Origin of the sequence: Paenibacillus medicaginis, from assembly GCF_042138635.1 — a bacterium.
Taxonomy (GTDB): Bacteria; Bacillota; Bacilli; order Paenibacillales; family Paenibacillaceae; genus Paenibacillus; species Paenibacillus medicaginis.
Genome location: NZ_JBHIRY010000038.1, coordinates 1 through 20,196, shown reverse-complemented (window position 1 = coordinate 20,196; position 20,196 = coordinate 1). Strand labels below are relative to the sequence as shown.

General features: G+C 47.1%; 15 protein-coding genes and 2 tRNA genes. 4 read left to right on the top strand and 13 right to left on the bottom strand.

From position 1 onward, the window contains the following. Nucleotides 1-128: 128 nt before the first annotated feature. Nucleotides 129-1,172: an NAD(P)-dependent alcohol dehydrogenase gene (locus ACE5LO_RS24505; RefSeq protein WP_375522552.1), complete on the bottom strand. Its 1,044-nt coding sequence runs from the start codon at nt 1,170-1,172 to the stop codon at nt 129-131. Between the two features lie 187 nt (nt 1,173-1,359). Here ACE5LO_RS24505 and ACE5LO_RS24500 point away from each other — a divergent pair, with 187 nt between their 5' ends. Further along, nucleotides 1,360-1,905 carry a TetR/AcrR family transcriptional regulator C-terminal domain-containing protein gene (locus ACE5LO_RS24500; protein ID WP_375522551.1) on the top strand — a complete coding sequence of 182 codons (546 nt, stop codon included), beginning with the start codon at nt 1,360-1,362 and terminating at the stop codon, nt 1,903-1,905. Nucleotides 1,906-2,108: 203 nt separating this feature from the next. Further along, nucleotides 2,109-4,412, top strand: coding sequence for a glycosyl hydrolase (locus ACE5LO_RS24495; RefSeq protein ID WP_375522572.1), 2,304 nt, complete (start codon nt 2,109-2,111; stop codon nt 4,410-4,412). 60 nt (nt 4,413-4,472) lie between these two features. Here the strand turns inward: ACE5LO_RS24495 and ACE5LO_RS24490 are convergent, their stop codons facing one another. Beyond that, entirely contained in the window at nt 4,473-5,357 is an 885-nt protein-coding gene (locus tag ACE5LO_RS24490) for a LysR family transcriptional regulator (RefSeq protein WP_375522571.1), read from the bottom strand. A 144-nt stretch (nt 5,358-5,501) separates the two neighbouring features. Between ACE5LO_RS24490 and ACE5LO_RS24485 the strand changes: the two genes are divergently transcribed. Further along, entirely contained in the window at nt 5,502-6,521 is a 1,020-nt protein-coding gene (locus ACE5LO_RS24485; protein ID WP_375522550.1) for an alpha/beta fold hydrolase, read from the top strand. Nucleotides 6,522-6,739: 218 nt separating this feature from the next. Here the strand turns inward: ACE5LO_RS24485 and ACE5LO_RS24480 are convergent, their stop codons facing one another. Further along, the gene (locus ACE5LO_RS24480; protein ID WP_375522549.1) at nt 6,740-7,147 is read right to left on the bottom strand and encodes a cupin domain-containing protein; all 408 of its coding nucleotides are present in this window, start codon (nt 7,145-7,147) and stop codon (nt 6,740-6,742) included. Nucleotides 7,148-7,230: 83 nt separating this feature from the next. Continuing rightward, nucleotides 7,231-8,094 (bottom strand): aldo/keto reductase, encoded by an 864-nt coding sequence (locus ACE5LO_RS24475; protein ID WP_375522548.1) that lies wholly within the window; start codon nt 8,092-8,094, stop codon nt 7,231-7,233. 295 nt (nt 8,095-8,389) lie between these two features. On the opposite strand from ACE5LO_RS24475, the gene ACE5LO_RS24470 reads away from it, so the two are divergent. Beyond that, the gene (locus ACE5LO_RS24470; RefSeq protein ID WP_375522547.1) at nt 8,390-8,935 is read left to right on the top strand and encodes a TetR/AcrR family transcriptional regulator; all 546 of its coding nucleotides are present in this window, start codon (nt 8,390-8,392) and stop codon (nt 8,933-8,935) included. Between the two features lie 96 nt (nt 8,936-9,031). Here ACE5LO_RS24470 and glmS read toward each other — a convergent pair whose 3' ends face one another. The 9 genes from glmS to ACE5LO_RS24425 all read right to left on the bottom strand — a co-directional run bounded on the left by glmS (nt 9,032) and on the right by ACE5LO_RS24425 (nt 20,103). Next, the gene (gene glmS, locus ACE5LO_RS24465) at nt 9,032-10,864 is read right to left on the bottom strand and encodes a glutamine--fructose-6-phosphate transaminase (isomerizing) (RefSeq protein ID WP_375522546.1); all 1,833 of its coding nucleotides are present in this window, start codon (nt 10,862-10,864) and stop codon (nt 9,032-9,034) included. Between the two features lie 579 nt (nt 10,865-11,443). Continuing rightward, nucleotides 11,444-12,784 (bottom strand): phosphoglucosamine mutase, encoded by a 1,341-nt coding sequence (gene glmM, locus ACE5LO_RS24460; protein WP_375522545.1) that lies wholly within the window; start codon nt 12,782-12,784, stop codon nt 11,444-11,446. A gap of 41 nt (nt 12,785-12,825) precedes the next feature. Continuing rightward, complete coding sequence (locus ACE5LO_RS24455) at nt 12,826-14,274, bottom strand: CdaR family protein (RefSeq protein WP_375522544.1); 1,449 nt, start codon at nt 14,272-14,274, stop codon at nt 12,826-12,828. Then, the gene (gene cdaA / locus ACE5LO_RS24450; protein ID WP_375522543.1) at nt 14,271-15,104 is read right to left on the bottom strand and encodes a diadenylate cyclase CdaA; all 834 of its coding nucleotides are present in this window, start codon (nt 15,102-15,104) and stop codon (nt 14,271-14,273) included. The genes ACE5LO_RS24455 and cdaA overlap by 4 nt, the downstream gene beginning before the upstream one ends. A gap of 227 nt (nt 15,105-15,331) precedes the next feature. Next, the gene (locus ACE5LO_RS24445) at nt 15,332-15,946 is read right to left on the bottom strand and encodes a zf-HC2 domain-containing protein (protein WP_375522542.1); all 615 of its coding nucleotides are present in this window, start codon (nt 15,944-15,946) and stop codon (nt 15,332-15,334) included. Nucleotides 15,947-16,084: 138 nt separating this feature from the next. Then, the gene (sigW, locus tag ACE5LO_RS24440) at nt 16,085-16,651 is read right to left on the bottom strand and encodes an RNA polymerase sigma factor SigW (RefSeq protein WP_375522541.1); all 567 of its coding nucleotides are present in this window, start codon (nt 16,649-16,651) and stop codon (nt 16,085-16,087) included. 121 nt (nt 16,652-16,772) lie between these two features. After that, nucleotides 16,773-19,565 (bottom strand): phosphoenolpyruvate carboxylase, encoded by a 2,793-nt coding sequence (gene ppc, locus ACE5LO_RS24435; RefSeq protein WP_375522540.1) that lies wholly within the window; start codon nt 19,563-19,565, stop codon nt 16,773-16,775. 380 nt (nt 19,566-19,945) lie between these two features. Next, nucleotides 19,946-20,019: transfer RNA gene (locus ACE5LO_RS24430), tRNA-Gly, on the bottom strand. 10 nt (nt 20,020-20,029) lie between these two features. Next, nucleotides 20,030-20,103: transfer RNA gene (locus ACE5LO_RS24425), tRNA-Pro, on the bottom strand. Nucleotides 20,104-20,196: the final 93 nt, after the last annotated feature.

The window sequence follows — 20,196 nt, the reverse complement described above, 5'->3', positions numbered from 1 at the left end:
AAGCGGAAAACCGTCCATCTGAGAAGACGGTTTTTCCGTTAGCATTTCAGCAGGGAAAGCTCCGGAGAATTTATATGTTATCCAGAAAGTTGTTGAGAAGGTGTAGTTGTAATTGCCGTGCCAATATCTCAGATCGTGCTAGTATCAATTACGAATCGATATTTCACATCTGAAGCTAGTACGCGTTCGTAGGCTTCGTCAATTTGGTCGGCTGAAATCACTTCGATTTTAGGGAAAATGTTGTGTTTTGCACAGAAATCCAACATCTCCTGCGTCTCACGAATACCCCCAATCATTGAACCAGCGAACGAACGGCGATGACCGATGAGAGACATCACGTTTAGTGACAACGGCTCCCCTGGAGCACCCACATTAACCAAGGTGCCATCGAGAGTGAGCAGTGCGAAATAAGCATCCATGTCGATTTTTGCGCTACTTACCGTGTTAATTATTAAGTCAAAGGAGCCAGCAAGTTTCTCGAATGTCTCTGGATCACTTGTGGCATAGTAGTGGTCTGCGCCCAATTGCAGGCCATCGTCTTTTTTCTTTAATGATTGTGACAGAACGGTGACCTCCGCACCCATGGCATGTGCAATTTGAACAGCCATATGACCAAGTCCGCCCATACCAATAACCGCCACTTTTTTACCCGGACTAGCTCCCCAATGGTTTAGCGGCGAAAATGTCGTAATACCTGCGCAAAGTAATGGAGCGGCCACATCAAGCTCAATGTTATCTGGAATTCTGACTACGAAACCCTCGGTTACGACAATGTGAGTAGAATAGCCACCTTGAGTAGGCTCTCCGTATTTGTCAACACCAGCGTATGTTTGGATATTTCCTTTAAGACAGTATTGTTCTTCTCCTTTACGGCAGTTCACACATTCGCCACAGGAATCAACCATACATCCGACCCCTACCCGGTCACCAACTTTATACTTCGTGACCTCTGCTCCTACATCCGTGACAATTCCCGCAATCTCATGTCCAGGTACGAGCGGATAGTTCACAGGTCCCCATTCGCCGTGCGCAGTATGGATGTCAGAATGGCATATGCCTGCATATTTAATTTCAATCAGTACATCATGCGAATCAAGATCACGTCTATTAATTTCTGCAGCTCGAAACGGTTTGTCTGGACCATCAACAGCTCTTGCTTTGGCAGTTATCATTATATAAATCCTCCTACATGGTAGAATAAAAGCTACGATTGATGTATTTTCGACATCTGTCTATAATTTATAATATAAAGATGAGCGAAACAAGGCATATAAATCGTTAATTAAATCAATTTTATTGTTTAAACAACTAATCAAGAAAGATTGTCGACTATTTCAAGAAAGGTATGGTGTTCATAACATGGCCAAAGTGGATAGAAGAATCGTTAGAACTCAGGAAGCCATTAAAAAAGCATTTCTTGAATTGATGTCAGAAAAAAGCTTTGACAGCATAACCATTCAGGATATTTCTGACAGGGCCAATATTAACCGCGCGACGGTTTATCTTCATTACCTGGATAAATTTGATCTGTTGGATAAAATCATTGAAGAACATATCAAAAATATGAGTGATTTGTGTGAGGCAGAAGCCGATACGGATTGGATCGAATCGACTGTGCACTGTATGGAATATTTGGCAAACAACTATTTGTTTTTTTCGACGATGCTGGCGAGTGGAGGGGCTCCCTATTTTCGCAGCCGGTTTATTCAACATAATATCGAAGAGTTCAAAAAAGACGTGGATGTAACGAAAGGTAAAAACTCAGGGCAAAACGAAGATGTCGTTGTTGAATTTGTAGCAAATGCCTATGTTGGTGTAGTGGAATGGTGGCTAAAAAATGGGATGCCTTATCCACCGCAGGAAATAGCACAAAAAGTGGGGGAACTTTTAGAAAGGAACTTATAATATAGGAGCCTATGCGCCCCCCCTGCATACCAGTAACCGATGATGAGTAATGCTGATCTGACTAACTGAATGATACCTGTGAATTTTTCGATGTCGAAATATTTACAAAATTTGGTGCATGTGCTATGTTTACTTTGTAAGCGCTGCCACGAAATACATTATGTAATTGTTTATCCTATTTCACATGGAGAGGAAGGATGGAAATGAAAAATGGGTTCAAAAAGGCAAGTGCAATAATGCTGGCATTTACTCTGCTGTTTGGATGGTTTGGATTGATGGCAGCGCCCGCTCATGCAGACACCGCACTTTTCACGATTGAAGGCGAAAACGCTCAGCTCACCTCCGATCTTCAAGTGGTGACTGAAATTTATGGACAACCCAAGCCCGGATTCTCCGGAAGCGGATTTGTCTGGATGCAGAATTCCGGCACAATCACTTTTACAGTAACTGTCCCGGAAACCGGCATGTATGCGATCTCCACCCGCTATATGCAGGAGCTGAGTCCTGACGGCAGGCTACAATATTTAACAGTTAACGGCGTTACCAAGGGTTCGTATATGCTGCCCTACACGACCGAGTGGTCGAATTTCGATTTTGGCTTTCAGAAGCTGAAGCAAGGAAGCAACACCATCCAACTGAAGGCCGGTTGGGGATTCGCTTATTTTGACACCTTCACTGTGGATTATGCCGATCTTGATCCCCTGGATGTGCAGCCTGTCCTCACCGATCCTCAAGCTACACCTGAAACGCAGACTTTGATGAATTACTTAACAGAGGTTTACGGCAACCATATGATCTCCGGCCAGCAGGAGATTTATGGCGGCGGAAATAACGGCAATTACGAGTTGGAGTTTGATTGGATTCACAATTTAACCGGAAAGTATCCGGCAATCCGCGGGTTCGATTTAATGAACTATAATCCGCTCTACGGTTGGGAGGACGGCACAACCGAGCGGATGATCGATTGGGTGAATAACCGGGGCGGGATCGCGACTGCCAGCTGGCATATCAATGTGCCACGAGATTTCAACGCCTATCAGCTCGGGGAGTTTGTAGATTGGAAGAATGCCACCTACAAGCCGACGGAAACCAATTTTAATACAGCCAATGCGGTGGTTCCTGGTACGAAAGAATATCAATACGTCATGATGACCATTGAGGATTTGGCGGAACAGCTGCAGATTCTGCAAAACAACAATGTGCCGGTTATTTTCCGTCCTTATCATGAGGCGGAGGGCAACGGCGGGTTGAATGGGGAAGGCGCGTGGTTCTGGTGGGCTTCGGCAGGTGCGGAGGTGTACAAACAGCTGTGGGACCTGCTCTATACCGAACTTACAGAGACGTATGGCTTGCACAACTTGATCTGGACCTACAACAGCTACGTGTATAACACTTCTCCCGCATGGTATCCCGGCGACGATCAGGTAGATATTGTCGGTTATGATAAATACAATACAATCTACAACCGCCATGACGGTTTGTCCGGCGTGCCCAATGAGGATGCCATTACCTCGATTTTCTATCAGCTTGTTGATTTAACCGACGGCACGAAAATGGTAGCCATGACGGAGAATGACACCGTCCCAAGCGTACAGAATCTGACAGAGGAAAAAGCAGGCTGGCTCTACTTCTGCCCCTGGTATGGCGAGCATCTCATGAGCTCTGCCTTTAATTATCCGGCCACTCTGAAAACGCTATATCAAAGCAACTATGTCATCACGTTGGATGAGCTGCCCGATTTAAAGGGTGACAATCCTACCCCAAGCGCTGCGATTACGCCCGTGAATGCGACATATGATCAAGCGGAGAATCCAGGGCAGGATATTTCCGTATCCCTTACTTTAAACGGACATCAGCTTGCAAGCATAACGAATGGAAATTATACACTTAAACCGGGACAGGATTATACGAAATCAAGCGCTGCTGTCGTTCTGAGCAAATCCTATCTTTCTACACTGCCGCTGGGCCAGAATGCGCTAACCTTTCATTTCAGCGGAGGAAAAAACGCTGTTCTTACAGTAAATGTAGTGGGCGGCAGTGTTCCTTTACCCGCGGGAGACTTGACGGTCCAAGCCTTTAACGGCAGCACGAGTGCCTCCACCAACGGAATCTCACCCAAATTCAAAGTAATCAACACCGGTGATTCGGCGATTCAGTTAAGTGACGTAAAACTCCGGTATTACTATACGATTGACGGGGAAAACGCACAGAGCTTCTGGTGCGACTGGGCCAGCATCGGGAGTGCGAATGTAACCAGCAAATTCGTTAAACTGGCGACTCCGGTTGCTGGAGCCGATTATGTTCTGGAAATGGGCTTTACGAGTTCGGCTGGAACGCTTAATCCCGGCGAAAGCGCAGAAATTCAAGCACGGTTCTCCAAAACCAACTGGTCCAATTACAACCAGACTGACGATTACTCATTTAAAGCTTCCAACACTCAGTTCGTAAACAATGAACAGGTTACCGGGTATATGAACGGTCAGCTTGTATGGGGGATTGAGCCGTAAAGGAGTAAGAAAAATGGGTTGGATCGGGGGGTGTCCCCTGCTCCAGCCCTTTTTGTTGTGTTAGACCATGACCTCCCTTGCCGCCTCTATGAAAGATAAAATGATTGGTGAAAGCCACTTGTCTTTATGCCATGACATCTGTGTATACACGTGCAAGTCCGGAATTTGCCATGGAAGAGCAACAAGTTCGCCCCGCTCAGCTTCAGCTTCCGCTACGATTTCAGGAAGAAAGGCAATACCGATTCCCGAAATTGCACATTGTTTAATGGCTTCAGCACTTTGAAACTCCAAATACGTAATGCTATCAATACCCTCTTTCTCAAATGACCGGTCAAACATGGTGCGATAGGGACAACCCTTTTCGTTCGTCAGGAACACTTCTCCATGAAAATCCTCCAGCTGTAGCTCAGTTCGTTGTGCCAGCGGGTGGTCCGGAGCAGCGAAAAGGCGGAAAGTCTCTTCCACCAACGGTTCCACGGCAAGTCCGCTTGAGCGAATGGGTTCGTCCAACATAAAGACGATATCTGCGGTTCCCTCAAAGAGTGATTGTTTGAGCTCTTGATTAGAAACAGAGCGAAAAATGAGACGCACTCCCGGATAGCACGAACGAAACAGGCGAAAGACAACGGGTAGCCGATAGGCGCAAATAACCTCATTGGCACTAATCGTTAGAGTGCCGCTTAGAACTTCATTGTCATGAACGGCACTGCGAGCTTCGTCCAATTTATCTAGAACGCTTTGAATATGAGTTAAAAAGCTTTTACCCGCAGTTGTAAGAACGAGCTGCTTGCCCAAGCGGTCAAAGAGACGAACACCAAGCTCATCCTCCAATGCTTTTATTTGCATCGTGACGTTGGAGGGAACATAGCCCAGCACTTCCGCAGCCCGACTGAAATTTAACGTTGATGCAACCATGCGGAACGTATTCAGTTGACGCAATTCCATCATACGGTCCCCCTTTTACTTTCAATATTATTGAAGACTACTTTGAATTCTATTCACTTTTATTGAGGGTACCACAGCCCTATACTAAGTACAAGAAATACATTTTAAAATGTGTAGTTTCATGATGAAGGGAGAGACAATACGATGGATTATGAGATTTTTGATTTGGGTGACGTAACCTTGCAATCAGGAGTGACGTTACCGGGCGCTTTTCTTGCTTATAAGACTTATGGAAAATTGAATGAAAAGAAAGATAATGTCATCATCTATCCAACTGCTTTTGGCGACACGCATGTTCAGAATGAATGGTTGATTGGAAATGGTATGGCACTGGATCCGCAGAAATATTTCATTATCGTTCCCAATCTGCTGGGCAACGGATTATCTTCGTCTCCCAGTAACACGCCTCCCCCATTCGACCGGGCTAATTTCCCGCAGGTAACGATCTATGACAACGTTCAATTCCAGCATCGGCTGGTGACCGAAAAATTCGGCATTCACAAGATCGCTCTCGTGGTAGGATGGTCAATGGGAGGTATTCAAGCCTTCCAATGGGGGGCAAGTTATCCGGATATGGTGGAACGAATTGCGCCTTTCGCCGGAGTTGCCAAGCCTTGGCCCCAAACATATCTGGTCCTGGACGGAATGAAAGCTGCGCTCATGGCTGCAGTCCGCTTCGATTCAAGTAAACTAAACCAGCTGACTTCTGCAGACATGCGCGCCGTTGGCCGTGTCTATGCGGGATGGGGTTTATCGGATGCGTTTTATAGAGAGGAACTTTATCGTGAGCTGGGATTCGACTCATTGGCAGGTTTTGTGGCAGGTGTCTGGGAAGATAGCTTTATGAAGATGGATCCGCACAATGTCCTGGCCATGTTATGGACAGGACAAAATGCAGATATTAGTGCAAACCCCTCCTATAACGGAGATTTCGATAAGGCGCTCAAAAGCATTAAAGCGCTCGCCTGCATCATGCCTGGGAGCACGGATCTCTTCTGCAAGGCGGACGATAACGAATACGAGGCTAAGCGTATACCTAATGCTGTTTTTAGTCCTATCGAGTCGATCTGGGGCCATTTTGCCGGTCGTGGAATCAACAGTACCGATAATCAATTTATTGATGACAACCTAAAACGGCTGTTAGCGCTTGGTACAAACGGATAGATCATCATTAGTATTGGATTGAACATTTTCAGGCAATGTGAGAGCATTGCACCCCGGGCTCATCGCGGATCTTGAACAGGGTCAACTCTTCAACAACTAAATGGACAGCGAACAAAAAGACGACACCGTACAAGTACATCGGTGTCGTCTTAAGTATAGCTGCCTGTTAGCTTAGGGATAGTGGCTATTTTTAACGCCAATTACTGTTTTTTTATCACTTAAAGTTTGGTATATTCTTCATCTGACACTGGCTCCAGCCATTCCGGTGTACCTGCAGTGATTGCAATATGTTCGAACCAGCTGTCTTTTGTTGCACCGTGCCAGTGTTTTACACCATCATGGATAACAATAACATCACCGGCTTTCAACAATTGGGCAGCTTTCCCCTCTTCCTGGTACCACCCTTCACCGCCAGTTACTAATAAAATTTGATACCCATTTCGATGGATGTGCCAGTTATTCCGGCAACTCGGTTCAAAGGTCACATTCCCAACTCCAACATTAACTTTAGAATCGGCAACCAACGTTTTTAGGTAACTTTGTCCCACAAAATACTTTGCAAATGCTTCATTCTTCTCTCCCACGGGGAAAATCACGCCATTTTGCACTTCTTCATGTTTTGCCATTTTGGTTCCTCCAATAAAACATCATTAATATTTGTATCCCTCGGGCTGACCCATTGTTAAAAAAGTCCCTATTCATTACCGATTTACTTTAATTTCCCGCCAAATACCGGGAAGAAGCTATGCTCACCATAATCCTGGATGTGCTCTACATTCTTCAAAGTTTCCATATCCGCATCACTGATAACAAAATCAAGCTCTGCATTGATTCTCATATGATCTGGATTTGCCGTCTTAGGGATGACTACAAGGCCCAACTGGATACCATAACGCAGGCAAAGCTGAGCAACAGATACTCCGTACTTATCAGCTATTGCCTTAACCTCAGTATTATCAAGGATCGCACCGTGTGCAATTGGTGAATATGCCTCTACCAGGATGTCATTCTTCTGGCAGAATTCAATTAACTGCAAAGGAGTATTGCTCACATGTGCCAATATCTGATTTACCATAGGCTTGATCTCACAGCTTGCAAAAATATTCTCTATATCATCCTGAAGGAAGTTAGAAAGACCGATTGCCTTTACTTTGCCTGTCTTATAAGCATCCTCCATTGCTTTCCATACTTCTTTGTTTTCCTCGAAGTAACGGTTCTCCTCACGGAACTCCTTCCAAGGCTGTGGGCTGTGGATAATCAGAAGGTCAATGTAATCCAGTCCCATTTTGGCTAAAGATTCATCAATGGACTGCGTAACTGCATCATAGTTCTTTGCTTCTGCTGCAACCTTTGTCGTAATGAAAAGCTCTTCTCTTGCGACACCACAGGAACGGATTCCTTCGCCTACACCAGCTTCATTCATATAAGCCTGAGCAGTATCAATGTGGCGATATCCAAGTGATACCGCATCACGCACTGCCTGTGCTGCCTGTTCATCGTCAAGCAGCCAGGTACCAAGACCTAATTTGGGAATCTCAACACCATTTGATAATTTGTAAGTTTCGTTAAACATGTTTTTGTCTCCTTTGCATGGTTATATTTTTGGTAGTGTTGATTGCAAGTCATCAGCTTCAGCTATCCTGTGCAGTTCGTCTTTCGACCATTTATCCATGAATGTATCCTCCTCTAAACTCGTCATAGTTATCCAATGTTTTTTCGACATATTAAACATTGATTGTTTAATCAACTCTCATCTATAATTCTTAATCAAGAACAGGATACTTTCAATCGGCAATTTTATGTGATGTGCTGATTACTCAACAAGTAATAAATATTTGTTGATCATCCAAGAAAGGTGAGCTTATAAAATGGCTAAAGTGGATAGAAGGATACTGAAATCACAAGAAGCAATAAAGAAAGCAGTTCTTGAGCTAATGGCTGAAAAAGACTTCGATAACATTACAATTCGTGATATTTCTGATCGAGCAAATCTTAATCGAGGGACGATCTATCTCCATTACACAGATAAATTTGACTTACTTGCTAAGATTATCGAAGAGCATATAAGTAATCTCCGAGAATTATGTCAATCTGCGTCTGAAATGACTTTTAAAGAAGGGAACTATGTATGGTTTGAATACTTTGCGAACAATCATATTTTCTTTTCAACAATGTTAAACACGAAAAGTGCAGCATATTTTCGTAGTCGGTTCCTTGATCTAGTGGTTGAAGAGTACAAGGTTGAAGTGGATGTAACTAAAGGAAAAAATCAAGAGTTAAGTGAAGATGTTATTCTTCAATTTTTTGGGGCAGCGGTCGTGGGGGCTGTGGAATGGTGGTTCAGGAATGATATGCCTTTACCACCTCGTGTCATGGCAGAACAAACAGGGGTGTTGCTAGATAGGAATTTGTAGTCGATACTACTTAACGAAAAATAAAAAGGGCTGCTCTGATGATCAGAACAACCCTTGAAAGTAACATACGGTACACGTTCTATTTTGCAGTTATAATTACTCCACCGTCACGCTCTTCGCCAAGTTACGCGGTTTATCGACATCATGACCCAGAGCGAGCGAAGCGTAGTAAGCCAACAATTGCAGCGTTACGACCGAAAGCGCAGCCGTCAAAATCGGCAAAGTTTTCGGAATCGTAATCACATGGTCCACGGATTTCAGCAGCTCGGCAGCGTGCTCTTCATAAGAAATCGCAAGAACCTCGGCGCCGCGTGCTTTCACTTCCTTGATGTTGCTCAACGTTTTCTCCATCACGGCTTCCTGGGTGAGCAGAGAGATGACAGGTACGCCATCTTCAATCAACGCCAGCGTGCCGTGTTTCAGTTCACCAGCAGCATAAGCCTCGGAATGAATGTAGGAGATCTCCTTCAGCTTCAGAGAACCTTCCTGTACTACAGCGTAGTCCTGACCACGGCCGATGAAGAACAGATGCTTGTGCTTCGCAATTTGCTCAGCATAAGACTTAATCGTATCGGCTTGGCCCAGCATCGCTTCCACCTGTTCAGGCAGAGCTTCCATTGCCGCCAGTACATGAGCAACTTCTTCTTTAGTCATCGTACCGCGAACTTGCGCAAGGTGCAGGCCAAACAGATAGAAAGCAATGAGCTGGGAAGTATATGCTTTCGTCGATGCTACCGCAATTTCAGGTCCGGCCAGCGTGACAAGCACGTCGTCCGCATCGCGGGCGATGGAGCTGCCAACCACATTAGTTATAGCGAGCACATGCGCACCGTTAGCCTGCGCTTCACGCAGCGCTGCCAGTGTATCGGCCGTTTCACCGGATTGGCTGACCACGATCACAAGCGTCTCCGGCGTGATGATTGGCGAACGGTAACGGTATTCGGATGCCACATCATTCTCAACCGGAATGCGGGCGAACTGCTCAATTACTGTACGGCCGATCAGACCGGCATTATATGCTGTGCCACAGGCGACAATCTGGATGTTGCGGATATTTTTGATCTGCTCGTTAGACAGCTTCAGCTCCGGCAGAACGGCTTGATGATTGGCATGATCGATACGTCCAAGCATCGTGTCCCGGTAAGCTCGTGGCTGCTCATGAATTTCCTTCAGCATGAAATGCTCATAGCCACCTTTTTCAGCAGTCACGGCATCCCAATCGACATGAATCATTTCCCGAGCAATAAAGTTCCCTTCAATCGTCAACAGTTCGACAGCATCCTTCGTAAGCACAGCCATCTCACCGTCTTCGAGAATGTATACATTACGTGTATATTTCAAAATAGCAGGAATATCAGAACCAATGAAATTTTCGCCTTCCCCTACACCGATGACCAGCGGGCTTGCCTGGCGAACTGCAACCAGTTTGTCCGGCTCGTATTCAGTCAATACCCCCAGCGCAAATGCTCCCCGCATATGGGTGATAGCTTTCTGTACCGCTTTGACGATGTCACCCTGGTATTCACGTGCGATCAGGTGGGATACGATTTCCGTATCCGTTTCGGACAAAAACGCATGTCCTTCCTTCATCAGTTCCTCCTTCAGCTCCAGATAATTCTCAATAATCCCGTTATGAACGACCGAGAACTTCCGGCTTTCATCCATATGCGGATGAGAGTTTACGTCAGAAGGCTTACCGTGTGTAGCCCAGCGTGTATGTCCAATACCGGCGCTGCCGATCAGCGGAGTTCCTTCCAGCTTGGCTTCCAGGTTGGCGAGGCGTCCTTTGGACTTGGCAACTTTGAGACCTTCGTTCGTAAATACAGCGATTCCCGCCGAATCATACCCGCGGTATTCCAGCTTGCTCAAGCCATCCAGCAAAATTTCCTGTGTATTCTTATCTCCAATATACCCTACAATACCACACATGTTCGATTTCCTCCGATCATCATTTCAACAGAATGGGAGCAAGAAAAAGAGCATACGGTGCATGCGGGAAAAAGAGTTCATTATGAAGTCGTCAAAGAAAACCGGTATCGACAAATAAAAATCTTCACGAATGTCACGTTTTCCCGGACTGCACAGCTGCTGATGGCCGCACATTCATGAAATGAATTCATAATTTTATAATTTAGTGGCATCTTACCGGTTCGTTGTAAAAATGGTCGCCCATCTCTTTTCCGAAAACCGGTTTACGGTTGGATGCATCACCGGGAGGTCCCCGCCGAACATTTCGAACACCTCCACCTCGTCAGCTTGCTATGCCGTGAACCTCAGTTCCCCCGCGCATAAATGCAAGCTCTGGCGCTTAGTGGTTGTAAACCTCACTGCCCTCGCTTTCTATTTCTTAAGTCAAAATACTAATACATTATATGCATGTCTATGTCGATTTGGCAATGGTTTTTGTACCCTTCCGAAACCGAATTACTTTCACATGGATACCCGTGCCCGTATCGCTCAAATCAAAAGGATGCTCTGCAGCGCTCGGGCACAGACTTACATGTACCTTTATACAAGCTCTTTTTTCACAACTTCAGCAATTTCTTCGACATAACGCTCAAGCTCTGCCTTGTCAGGCCCCTCTGCCATAACCCGGATCAACGATTCCGTGCCGGAGGGACGAACAAGCACGCGCCCATTGTCACCAAGCTTCTGCTCAACCTTCTGAATCGCTTCCGCGATGGCCGCATTGCCCGGGTAATTGCTTTTATCCTGCACACGGACGTTAACCAGCATTTGAGGATATTGCTTCATCAAGGATTTCAGCTCACTGAGCTTCTTGCCTGACGCCACAAGGGTATCCACCAGTTGAATGGCGGTCAGCATTCCATCGCCTGTCGTATTATAATCCAGGAAAATCACGTGTCCGGACTGCTCTCCGCCCAGATTGTAGCCGCCGCGGCGCATTTCCTCCATGACATAGCGGTCGCCAACGGCCGTTTTCGCCGTTTTCAGAGAAAGCTTCTCAGTTGCTTTATAGAAGCCGATATTGCTCATAACCGTAGATACAATCGTGCTATCCTTCAGCTTGCCGGCACGGTTCATGGCATCTCCACAAATGCAAAGAATGAAGTCCCCATCTACCTCTGCCCCATTTTCATCAATGGCGATCAGTCGGTCCGCATCCCCGTCAAAAGCAAGCCCGATGTCCGCTTTCTGGCGGAGAACCTCTTCCTTCAGCTTCTCCGGATGTGTGGACCCGCAGTGGTCGTTAATATTCAAGCCGTCTGGCCCCGCTCCGATTGCGATGACTTCCGCGCCCAGTTCTGCAAAAAGCTTGGGAGCAAGCTCGTAAGCTGCACCGTTGGCACAGTCCAGGACAACTTTAAGCCCTTTAAAGGAGTTGGAAACCGTCGTCTTCAGGTAATCCAGATACAGGTAACGGGATTTATCATCCACTGTAACTGCCCCCAAACCACTTCCTACAGGACGAGGCAGTCGGTCTTCGTCAGCATCCATCAATGCTTCGATCTTCAGCTCCGTCTCATCCGACAGTTTGAAGCCGTCCCCCCCAAAAAACTTGATCCCATTATCCTCCACCGGATTATGGGAAGCAGAAATCATCACGCCCGCATCCGCCTTAAGCATGCGTGTTAAATAAGCAACTCCTGGTGTAGAAACCACCCCGAGCCGAATGACATTCGCTCCAATGGACAGCAGGCCAGCCACAAGTGCCGATTCCAGCATCAAACCCGAAATCCGGGTGTCCATGCCAATCACCACCGTGGGCTTCTCTACATTTCCTGCCAGCACATATCCGCCGCAGCGTCCGATGCTGTAAGCGAGTTCCGCCGTCAGCTCCTTATTTGCTACGCCTCTGACGCCGTCTGTTCCAAAGTATTTTCCCATTATGATGACTCCCTCTTTAATATATATCTGCTTTATTTATTTTAAGGCTGACTTGCATCTGGTGCATCATCCTGACCGCCCTGCTGATTGGCATCCTGTCCGCCCTCCGGCGCATCCCCTGCTGCAGGGCCATCCACAGGCTCCGACTCCTGAACGCTTCCGGCATTAGGCGGCTCGTTGCTCTGCCCCGCAGAATTCGTCCCTGTGTCCCCTTCCGGGTCTGTAGCAGCAGGTTCCGATCCCTCTTGCACTTGTACAGTAATCGTTAACTGCTCCCCTCCGTCTGCAAGTGAAATGTACTTCGGCAGCGTTACCTGGAGTGGGACCTCATGCTGCCCAGGGGTCAGGCCTGCAACGTCAGCCACCAATATAATATCGTTATTCGTCAATTCATTCACTAGATCCTCAGGTCCGTTTATATTGACATTCATAGTCTGGCTATCCGGACTGACTATCGTAATGCTGCCTGAATTGCCAGCTCCGTTGGTCTGGATCGGAACGTTCTCAATCGTCCTTTGTATAGTGGGTACTTCCCCATCCGGGGCCACCGTAACCTCCAGCTCAATCGACGCCGGAGCTACGCTCTTCGCCCCAACAGGCACAGTCAGATTGGCCTCAACCTTCTTGGTCCCTGCTTCCGTCAGCGTGCTGAGATCCAGTGTCGCAGTAACATTTCCTGTTAGTCCTGACAATGCAGAGGTTGGAGCGTACACACTTGCCTCTGTCACGCTTGGCTTAACACTGGCCAGAACCAGACCGTCAGGCAGGTCGCCTGTGTAGCTAACTTTTATGGGCAGCGTTTTGTAACCCTGAACAACCGGTACTTCGGCGGACACCGTAGCCGGTTCAATCACAGCTTCCTCAATTTCCTGGCCATTCTTATCATATGCCTTAAGCCGTATTCTGCGTTCGGTCACATTTTCTTTCGCTCCGCTTACATCCACGGTACCGCGTACAGAAGCTACCGCTTCAAGTCGGCTCTCCGCCAGAGTGACATCCACAGCTGCCGGATGCAAGGAAGGAGTACCAAGCCTCATGCCTGCCGCAGGCTCTCCGTCCGTGGCAATGGTTACATTGAAGGACTTCGTTTTCTTCTCTTCCACCGTTACCGTAACCATAGACGGATTAATGGACATCACTTCAACTCCGGAGGGCAGATCAGCTCTCAGCGGCAGTGTCTCCGTCCCCGCCTTCACATTAGATAAATCAATGGTTACTTTATAATCGTCCGTAAAAAATGAAGTCAACAATGAGCGTTGTCCCCTAACCTGAAGCGTCACCCTGTCCGTACTCATGGCGGTAAGCACATAATTGTCATCCAGTCCCGTTGCCTGGACCGCTACATCTTTAATTGTTTTATTATCATAAGCCGTTGTAATTCCCGGTGAAGTCGTACTGCTGTCCAGATGGACCATTGCCCAAAGCAGGATGCTGATCAACAAAGCCAGTATTTTGGAAAAAGTTGCATTATTAAACCATCTGTCCATCATGAATTGGTGGCGCCTCCCCCCCGCTTCCAGAACGGCTTGCGCTTTTCCTTCATCAATGCGGCCGGGCGCAGCTCCTCATACAATTTGGAGATTAGCGATTCTTCCTTAATATCCCTTACAACCTGACCGTTAATGGCAAGCGAAATTTGGCCCGTCTCCTCAGACACGACAATGGATACCGCATCGGCCATCTCACTGACCCCAATCGCGGCCCGGTGTCTCGTTCCAAGCTCCTTGCTGATAAAAGGATTCTCCGATAGAGGAAGATAACATGCTGCCGCTGCGATTTGGTTGTTCTGAATAATGACCGCCCCGTCATGCAGAGGCGTATTCGGAATAAAGATATTGATAAGCAGCTCCGAGCTCACTACTGCCTGGGTTCTTATCCCGGATTCAGTATATTCGTTCAGACCAGTCTCGCGTTCAAAGACAATCAAGGCACCAATTTTCCTGCGGGAAAGATAGTTCAACGCCTTGATAATCTCGCCGATCAGTTTATTCAGCTCTTCATCCTCGGCAGTCGAGCGGCCAAACAGCTTCCCTCTGCCCAACTGCTCAAGTCCCCGCCTGAGCTCAGGCTGAAAAATAATAAAGACCGCCAGCACCCCGAAGGTGAACATCTGGTTCATGAGCCATTTCAGCGTATACAAATCAAACCAGGTGCTGAGCGCCCATATGACAACCAGCACGAGGATCCCTTTTAACAGCTGAACTGCCCTGGTGCCCCGCACCAGTAAAATAATCTGATATATAATGTACGTTACAATTAAAATATCGATTAAGTCCTTAATTGACTCTTTCCAGGTCATATTCGTAAAATATTCCAGCATGCGCATGCCCCCGCAGTGTCAGTAATAAGTGGGTTGTTTTTAAACGTCGGTATGTATATAGTATGGTCTCTTTATCTAGGTTATAACGATCGCGGTCAGGTTGCAAGCCGAACTCCGCTTTTAATGGTGTATTTCAGCTATTTTCGCAAAATTTTGGAACATTTAGACTCAAAAAAGCGCCCTTTTCGAGGAAAAAGGCGCTTTAAATAGATCCTTCCGGCCGAGCTTTATCGGTATGCCACTTCTGTGAACAAATTCGAAATTTTATACCATACCCAATCCAAAGCCCGATCAATGCTCTTTACCTGTCCCGATATATGTGCGGTTGACGCCTGATAATAGGAGCCGTCAATCACTGTCAAATTTCCTTCTACATCCCCGTACACCTGAGCAGTTCCATTCTCCACTGTCAGATCCCCATCAATCGCCTTGCCTTCAGGCACAATAACCGTGCTGCCATGGATGACGACCTGATCCAGATTGTCTCCACGGACCACAAGCTGACTGTTCTGGCCCCAATTACTTAAAATACTGGCTAGGATGACAACGAGAAAGAAAGCCGCAGCAGTTGCAGCCGGATGCCTTTTTATCCATTTGACCCATGGCTGTTGCCGCTTCGGTGTTGGCATAACGCTCAAAATCCGATCAGTCAGCTCATCCGTTACAAAAGGCAGGGGATGCTGGATTCCGAACAGCATCATTTCGGTCCGCTCCAGCTCTTTAAACCGCATCCGGCAATCCTGGCATTCCAGCAGATGTTCCTGCAGCTCACTCTTTTCCAGCTTGGACAGATCGCCATCCAGGTATAGGTGCATCAAAGAGACGGCCTCTTTGCATTCCATATGAGCCAATCCTTTCTTGTAGTCTTCCGACTTGCAGCCAACAGATGCAGACACATCATTGTCCGCGCATCCCATGGTGCAAGATCCGTCCGTACAACATTACATACGCTGCCGCAGCAGATACGTTTCATAAAAACGCTACAGTTTGTGTTCAAGCTTTTTCCGTAAAAATTCACGCCCCCGGTGTACCCGAGTCTTAATTGTCGTGACCGGCAAATTAAGCACATCGCTGATCTCCTGGAGGGACATATCCTGTAAATAGCGGAGCACCATAATGGATTTGTATTTAGCCGGCAGGCCGTCTATGGCTTCCCGGATTTGAGTCTGCGTCTCCTGCAGCAGAGTTTCGCCCTCAGGTGTGCGTTCATCGCTAGCAAGCATGGCATACCCATCGCTTCCCTCCTGCTCATTGAATTCCGCATCCAGTGAATATGTAGGTTTTCTTCTTCGTAACCGGTCAATACATAAATTGGTAGCAATCCGGTATATCCATGTGGAGAATTTTTGATTGGGATCGTACTTATCCAAATTGCGGTAGACGCGTAAAAATGTCTCCTGCACCATATCTTCAGCTTCATGACGGTTGCCCAGCATCCGGTACGTCAGATGAAATATTTTATCCTTGTAAAGCTCCACTAACTCCGCAAAAGCCCACTGATCCCCTTTAAGAATCAGCCTGACCAAGCGGCTGTCCATGTTTTCCACCGTTATTCCCCCAGACTTGCTGATGGGCTGATATGATTATGATCCTGTCAACAATAACAGAGCAGCCGGGTCCTCGTTAGAGCACCCGACTGTGTATTTTAAAACATCCTCTGCCAACGCATCAACCAGTATTCCTTAGCCCTGCCGCAATACCGTTGATAGTAAGCAGTACTTCCCGCAGCAGCTCTGCGTCTTCGCCAATTTGTTCTTTTGGTGCCCGCAGCTCAGTCAACAGCTGTACCTGCAGGTAGCTAAGCGGATCGACATAAGGGTTCCGCAGCCTGATAGACTCCTGAATAACAGGAACATTATCCAGAATTTCCTTTTGTCCTGTAATTTTCAGGATCAGGCTGGAGGTCAGCTCATACTCTTGAGTGATGAGTCCGAGTATACGCTGGCGCGCTTCTTCGTCCTCCGTCATGCTGGCGTATTCCTTCGCAATCAGCAGATCCGCTTTGGCGATCGCCATTTGCAGCGTATCAATCAAGGAACGGAAGAACGGGAACTCCCGGTACATCGTCTGCAGCACCTGCATATTCTCTTCCTTGTCCTGATAGAAGCTCTGCAGTCCGGAGCCCGCAGCATACCAGGCAGGCAGTAAATAACGGCTCTGCGTCCATGCAAATACCCAAGGAATGGCGCGCAGATCCTCGAAGCGGTCGCTATTTTTGCGCTTCGACGGCCTGGAGCCGATGTTCAGCTCTCCAATTTCCGGAAGCGGTGTCGACTCTTTAAAGAAGGTAAAGAAATCCGGATCCCGGAAAATCAGGTCCTGATATTTTTCCAGCGAAACTGCAGAAATCTGCGCGATGATCTCTTCCCACTCTTCATTCATTTTTTCTTCCTTGCCGGAGCGGCGGTACATGGCCGAGGTCAGCAGCGCGGATGTCGCCTGCTCAAGACTGCGATAGGCAATGCCTTTTAAAGAATAACGGGACGAAAGCACTTCTCCCTGCTCCGTAATCTTGATTCCTCCGCCTACCGTTCCCGGCGGCTGAGCCAGAATGCTGCGGTTAAGGGGCATGCCTCCTCGCCCGAGCGCCCCTCCTCGTCCATGGAAGAATTTCAGCCTGATATCGAACTCGCCCGCCATCTTGGTCAGCTCGTTCATGGCTACGCGAAGCTCATAATTCGCCGTTACGACCCCGCCATCCTTGTTGCTATCCGAATAGCCAAGCATGATTTCCTGCATATGGTTCATCGCTGCCACCGACTGGCGATAAACTGGTAGCTTCAGCAGCCTTCTCATAATTTCCGGGGCCGCATGCAGGTCATCGATGGTCTCAAAAAGCGGAACGGACTGAATGCTGCAGATGATCGTGCCGTCCACTTCCTTGCGGAACAAGCCGGCTTCTTTGGCCAGTACCATCACTTCCAGCATATCGCTCGCGCCCTGTGTCATACTGATCAGGTAACTGGTGATGCATTGTTTACCATATTCCTGCTGCGCCTTATAGATGGTCTGGTAGACGCTCAGACATTCCCGTGTGCTTTCACTGTAATCCAGGTAGCGGGAGGTGATCGGGCGCGGATCATTCATCAAAGTGCCCAGAAGCTCAATCTTCGCTTCTTCGGAAAGTGCTTTGTAATCAGGCGTGATGTTCATTTTCGCCAAAATCTCGGTCATCGCATTTTCATGCTCCTGGCTGTGCTGGCGGATATCCAGAGTTGCCGTATGGAAACCGAATAGCTCGACCTGACGTATTACCTTTTGAATATAAGTATCCGCCACATAATCAGCAAAGTGTATACGCAGGCTGCTGTCGATGATATTTAAGTCTGCAATAAGCTCTGCAGCGCTTGCATACTGCTCTTTGGTGCCCTTTTTGGTATCATCAAGCACGTTATTCACCTTGGCGATCATGTAGGCTAATTTAATCCGGTACGGTTCTTTTTCATTATGCCAGATTTCCATCTTCTTCAGAGTAACATTTGTTTTGTCCTGCTCAATGGAAGCCAGAAGCTCGTCGGACACAGTCACAATGCTTGTGCTAAAGCTCAGCGAGTTCATCAGGTCAAACAGAATACGCTGATACTCCCGCACAGCCAGCTTGCGCTGCATCTGAAGCGTATCCCACGTAATATCAGAGGTAACAGAGGGATTACCATCTCTGTCCCCGCCAATCCAGGAACCAAAGCGGAGATATGTCGGAATATGCCATCTTGTGTCCGGATAATATTTATTCAGACAACGTTCAAGCTCCTGATATACATCAGGAAGAACATGGAACAGCGTCTCATGGAAAAAATACATGCCATTGCGGACCTCGTCCAATACTGTTGGCTTGCGGTCCCGCAGCTCGTCGGTCTGCCATAGTGTAATGACCTCATTCAACAAATTCTGACGAAGCTGTTCACGCTCACGGAAGGTCAGCGTCGGATCATCCGATTGCATAACATAATCAGATATGCGCTTGTGAATATCCAGGATGGCACGCCGCACGGCCTCTGTCGGATGGGCGGTCATCACGAGCTCCAGGGAAAGCTCCCCCAGTATGGAATGTACATCCTCTGCCGTGAATCCTTGCTCCTTCAACTCCTGAACAGATTTTTCGATAGAGCCTGGCTGAATCTCCTCACCGGCAGACCGTTCATAGTCACGCTTTCTGCGAATACGGTGATTCTGCTCCGCAATGTTCACCAATTGAAAATATATGGCGAAGGCCCGGATAACCTGATGCCGGATTTCCGGCTCCAGATTCCCGATCATGGATTTGAAATCATCGAAAAGCTCAGGCAAAAATTCGGCCCGTAAGGATTTGCTCGTTTCTCTTATTCTCTCTACGATGTCAAGAAGCTCATTACCTCCCTGATGTACAAGGACCTCCCCGAGAATCGTACCCAAAAAACGAACGTCACGCCGCAGGAGATTGTTGGATTGGCTTTTATTTGCGGTCAACGTAAGCTCAGTCATGCTTTTCCTCCCATCTTATCCGATATTCACACCACGAAAAATTGACACTTTCTTAACATCATACAATAAAAATCGGTGAAAAGCTTTAATTTTAAACGGAAAATTTCGAGGAAAAAGAACTTTATTATTTATAACTGGGATGATTTTTTATTCAGAAAAGAAAATAATTATGCTTAAGGTAATTTCATCTATATTATAAATGATTTTCCTTAATCATCAATCTGTAGTTTATACTTTTTTATGGATACATATTCCGGGGCTTAAAACAGGGATATATAAATGGATACAGAAAAAGGAGAACGCAAAACAGACCGCATGCTTTCTCCAGCTTATTTCTTAGTAAAATACAAAAAAAGCCTCACGGCTTTGTATGTACACAATGGAGCGGGTGATGGGAATCGAACCCACGCTACCAGCTTGGAAGGCTGGAGTTCTACCATTGAACTACACCCGCATATGAAGTATCGGGACGACACGATTTGAACATGCGACCCCCTGGTCCCAAACCAGGTGCTCTACCAAGCTGAGCTACGTCCCGATAACTTGAAGTAAATATGGCGTCCCCTGAGAGATTCGAACTCCCGACCTTTTGATTCGTAGTCAAACGCTCTATCCAGCTGAGCTAAGGGGA

Excerpts from the sequence above, each read along its gene's own strand:
- ACE5LO_RS24455 (WP_375522544.1), bottom strand. The coding sequence starts at position 14,274 with ATGATGGACAGATGGTTTAATAATGCAACTTTTTCCAAAATACTGGCT.
- cdaA (WP_375522543.1), bottom strand. The coding sequence starts at position 15,104 with ATGCTGGAATATTTTACGAATATGACCTGGAAAGAGTCAATTAAGGAC.
- ACE5LO_RS24505 (WP_375522552.1), bottom strand. The coding sequence starts at position 1,172 with ATGATAACTGCCAAAGCAAGAGCTGTTGATGGTCCAGACAAACCGTTT.
- ACE5LO_RS24490 (WP_375522571.1), bottom strand. The coding sequence starts at position 5,357 with ATGGAATTGCGTCAACTGAATACGTTCCGCATGGTTGCATCAACGTTA.
- ACE5LO_RS24470 (WP_375522547.1), top strand. The coding sequence starts at position 8,390 with ATGGCTAAAGTGGATAGAAGGATACTGAAATCACAAGAAGCAATAAAG.
- glmM (WP_375522545.1), bottom strand. The coding sequence starts at position 12,784 with ATGGGAAAATACTTTGGAACAGACGGCGTCAGAGGCGTAGCAAATAAG.
- ACE5LO_RS24495 (WP_375522572.1), top strand. The coding sequence starts at position 2,109 with ATGAAAAATGGGTTCAAAAAGGCAAGTGCAATAATGCTGGCATTTACT.
- ACE5LO_RS24485 (WP_375522550.1), top strand. The coding sequence starts at position 5,502 with ATGGATTATGAGATTTTTGATTTGGGTGACGTAACCTTGCAATCAGGA.
- ACE5LO_RS24475 (WP_375522548.1), bottom strand. The coding sequence starts at position 8,094 with ATGTTTAACGAAACTTACAAATTATCAAATGGTGTTGAGATTCCCAAA.
- ppc (WP_375522540.1), bottom strand. The coding sequence starts at position 19,565 with ATGACTGAGCTTACGTTGACCGCAAATAAAAGCCAATCCAACAATCTC.
- ACE5LO_RS24480 (WP_375522549.1), bottom strand. The coding sequence starts at position 7,147 with ATGGCAAAACATGAAGAAGTGCAAAATGGCGTGATTTTCCCCGTGGGA.
- ACE5LO_RS24445 (WP_375522542.1), bottom strand. The coding sequence starts at position 15,946 with ATGGAATGCAAAGAGGCCGTCTCTTTGATGCACCTATACCTGGATGGC.
- ACE5LO_RS24500 (WP_375522551.1), top strand. The coding sequence starts at position 1,360 with ATGGCCAAAGTGGATAGAAGAATCGTTAGAACTCAGGAAGCCATTAAA.
- glmS (WP_375522546.1), bottom strand. The coding sequence starts at position 10,864 with ATGTGTGGTATTGTAGGGTATATTGGAGATAAGAATACACAGGAAATT.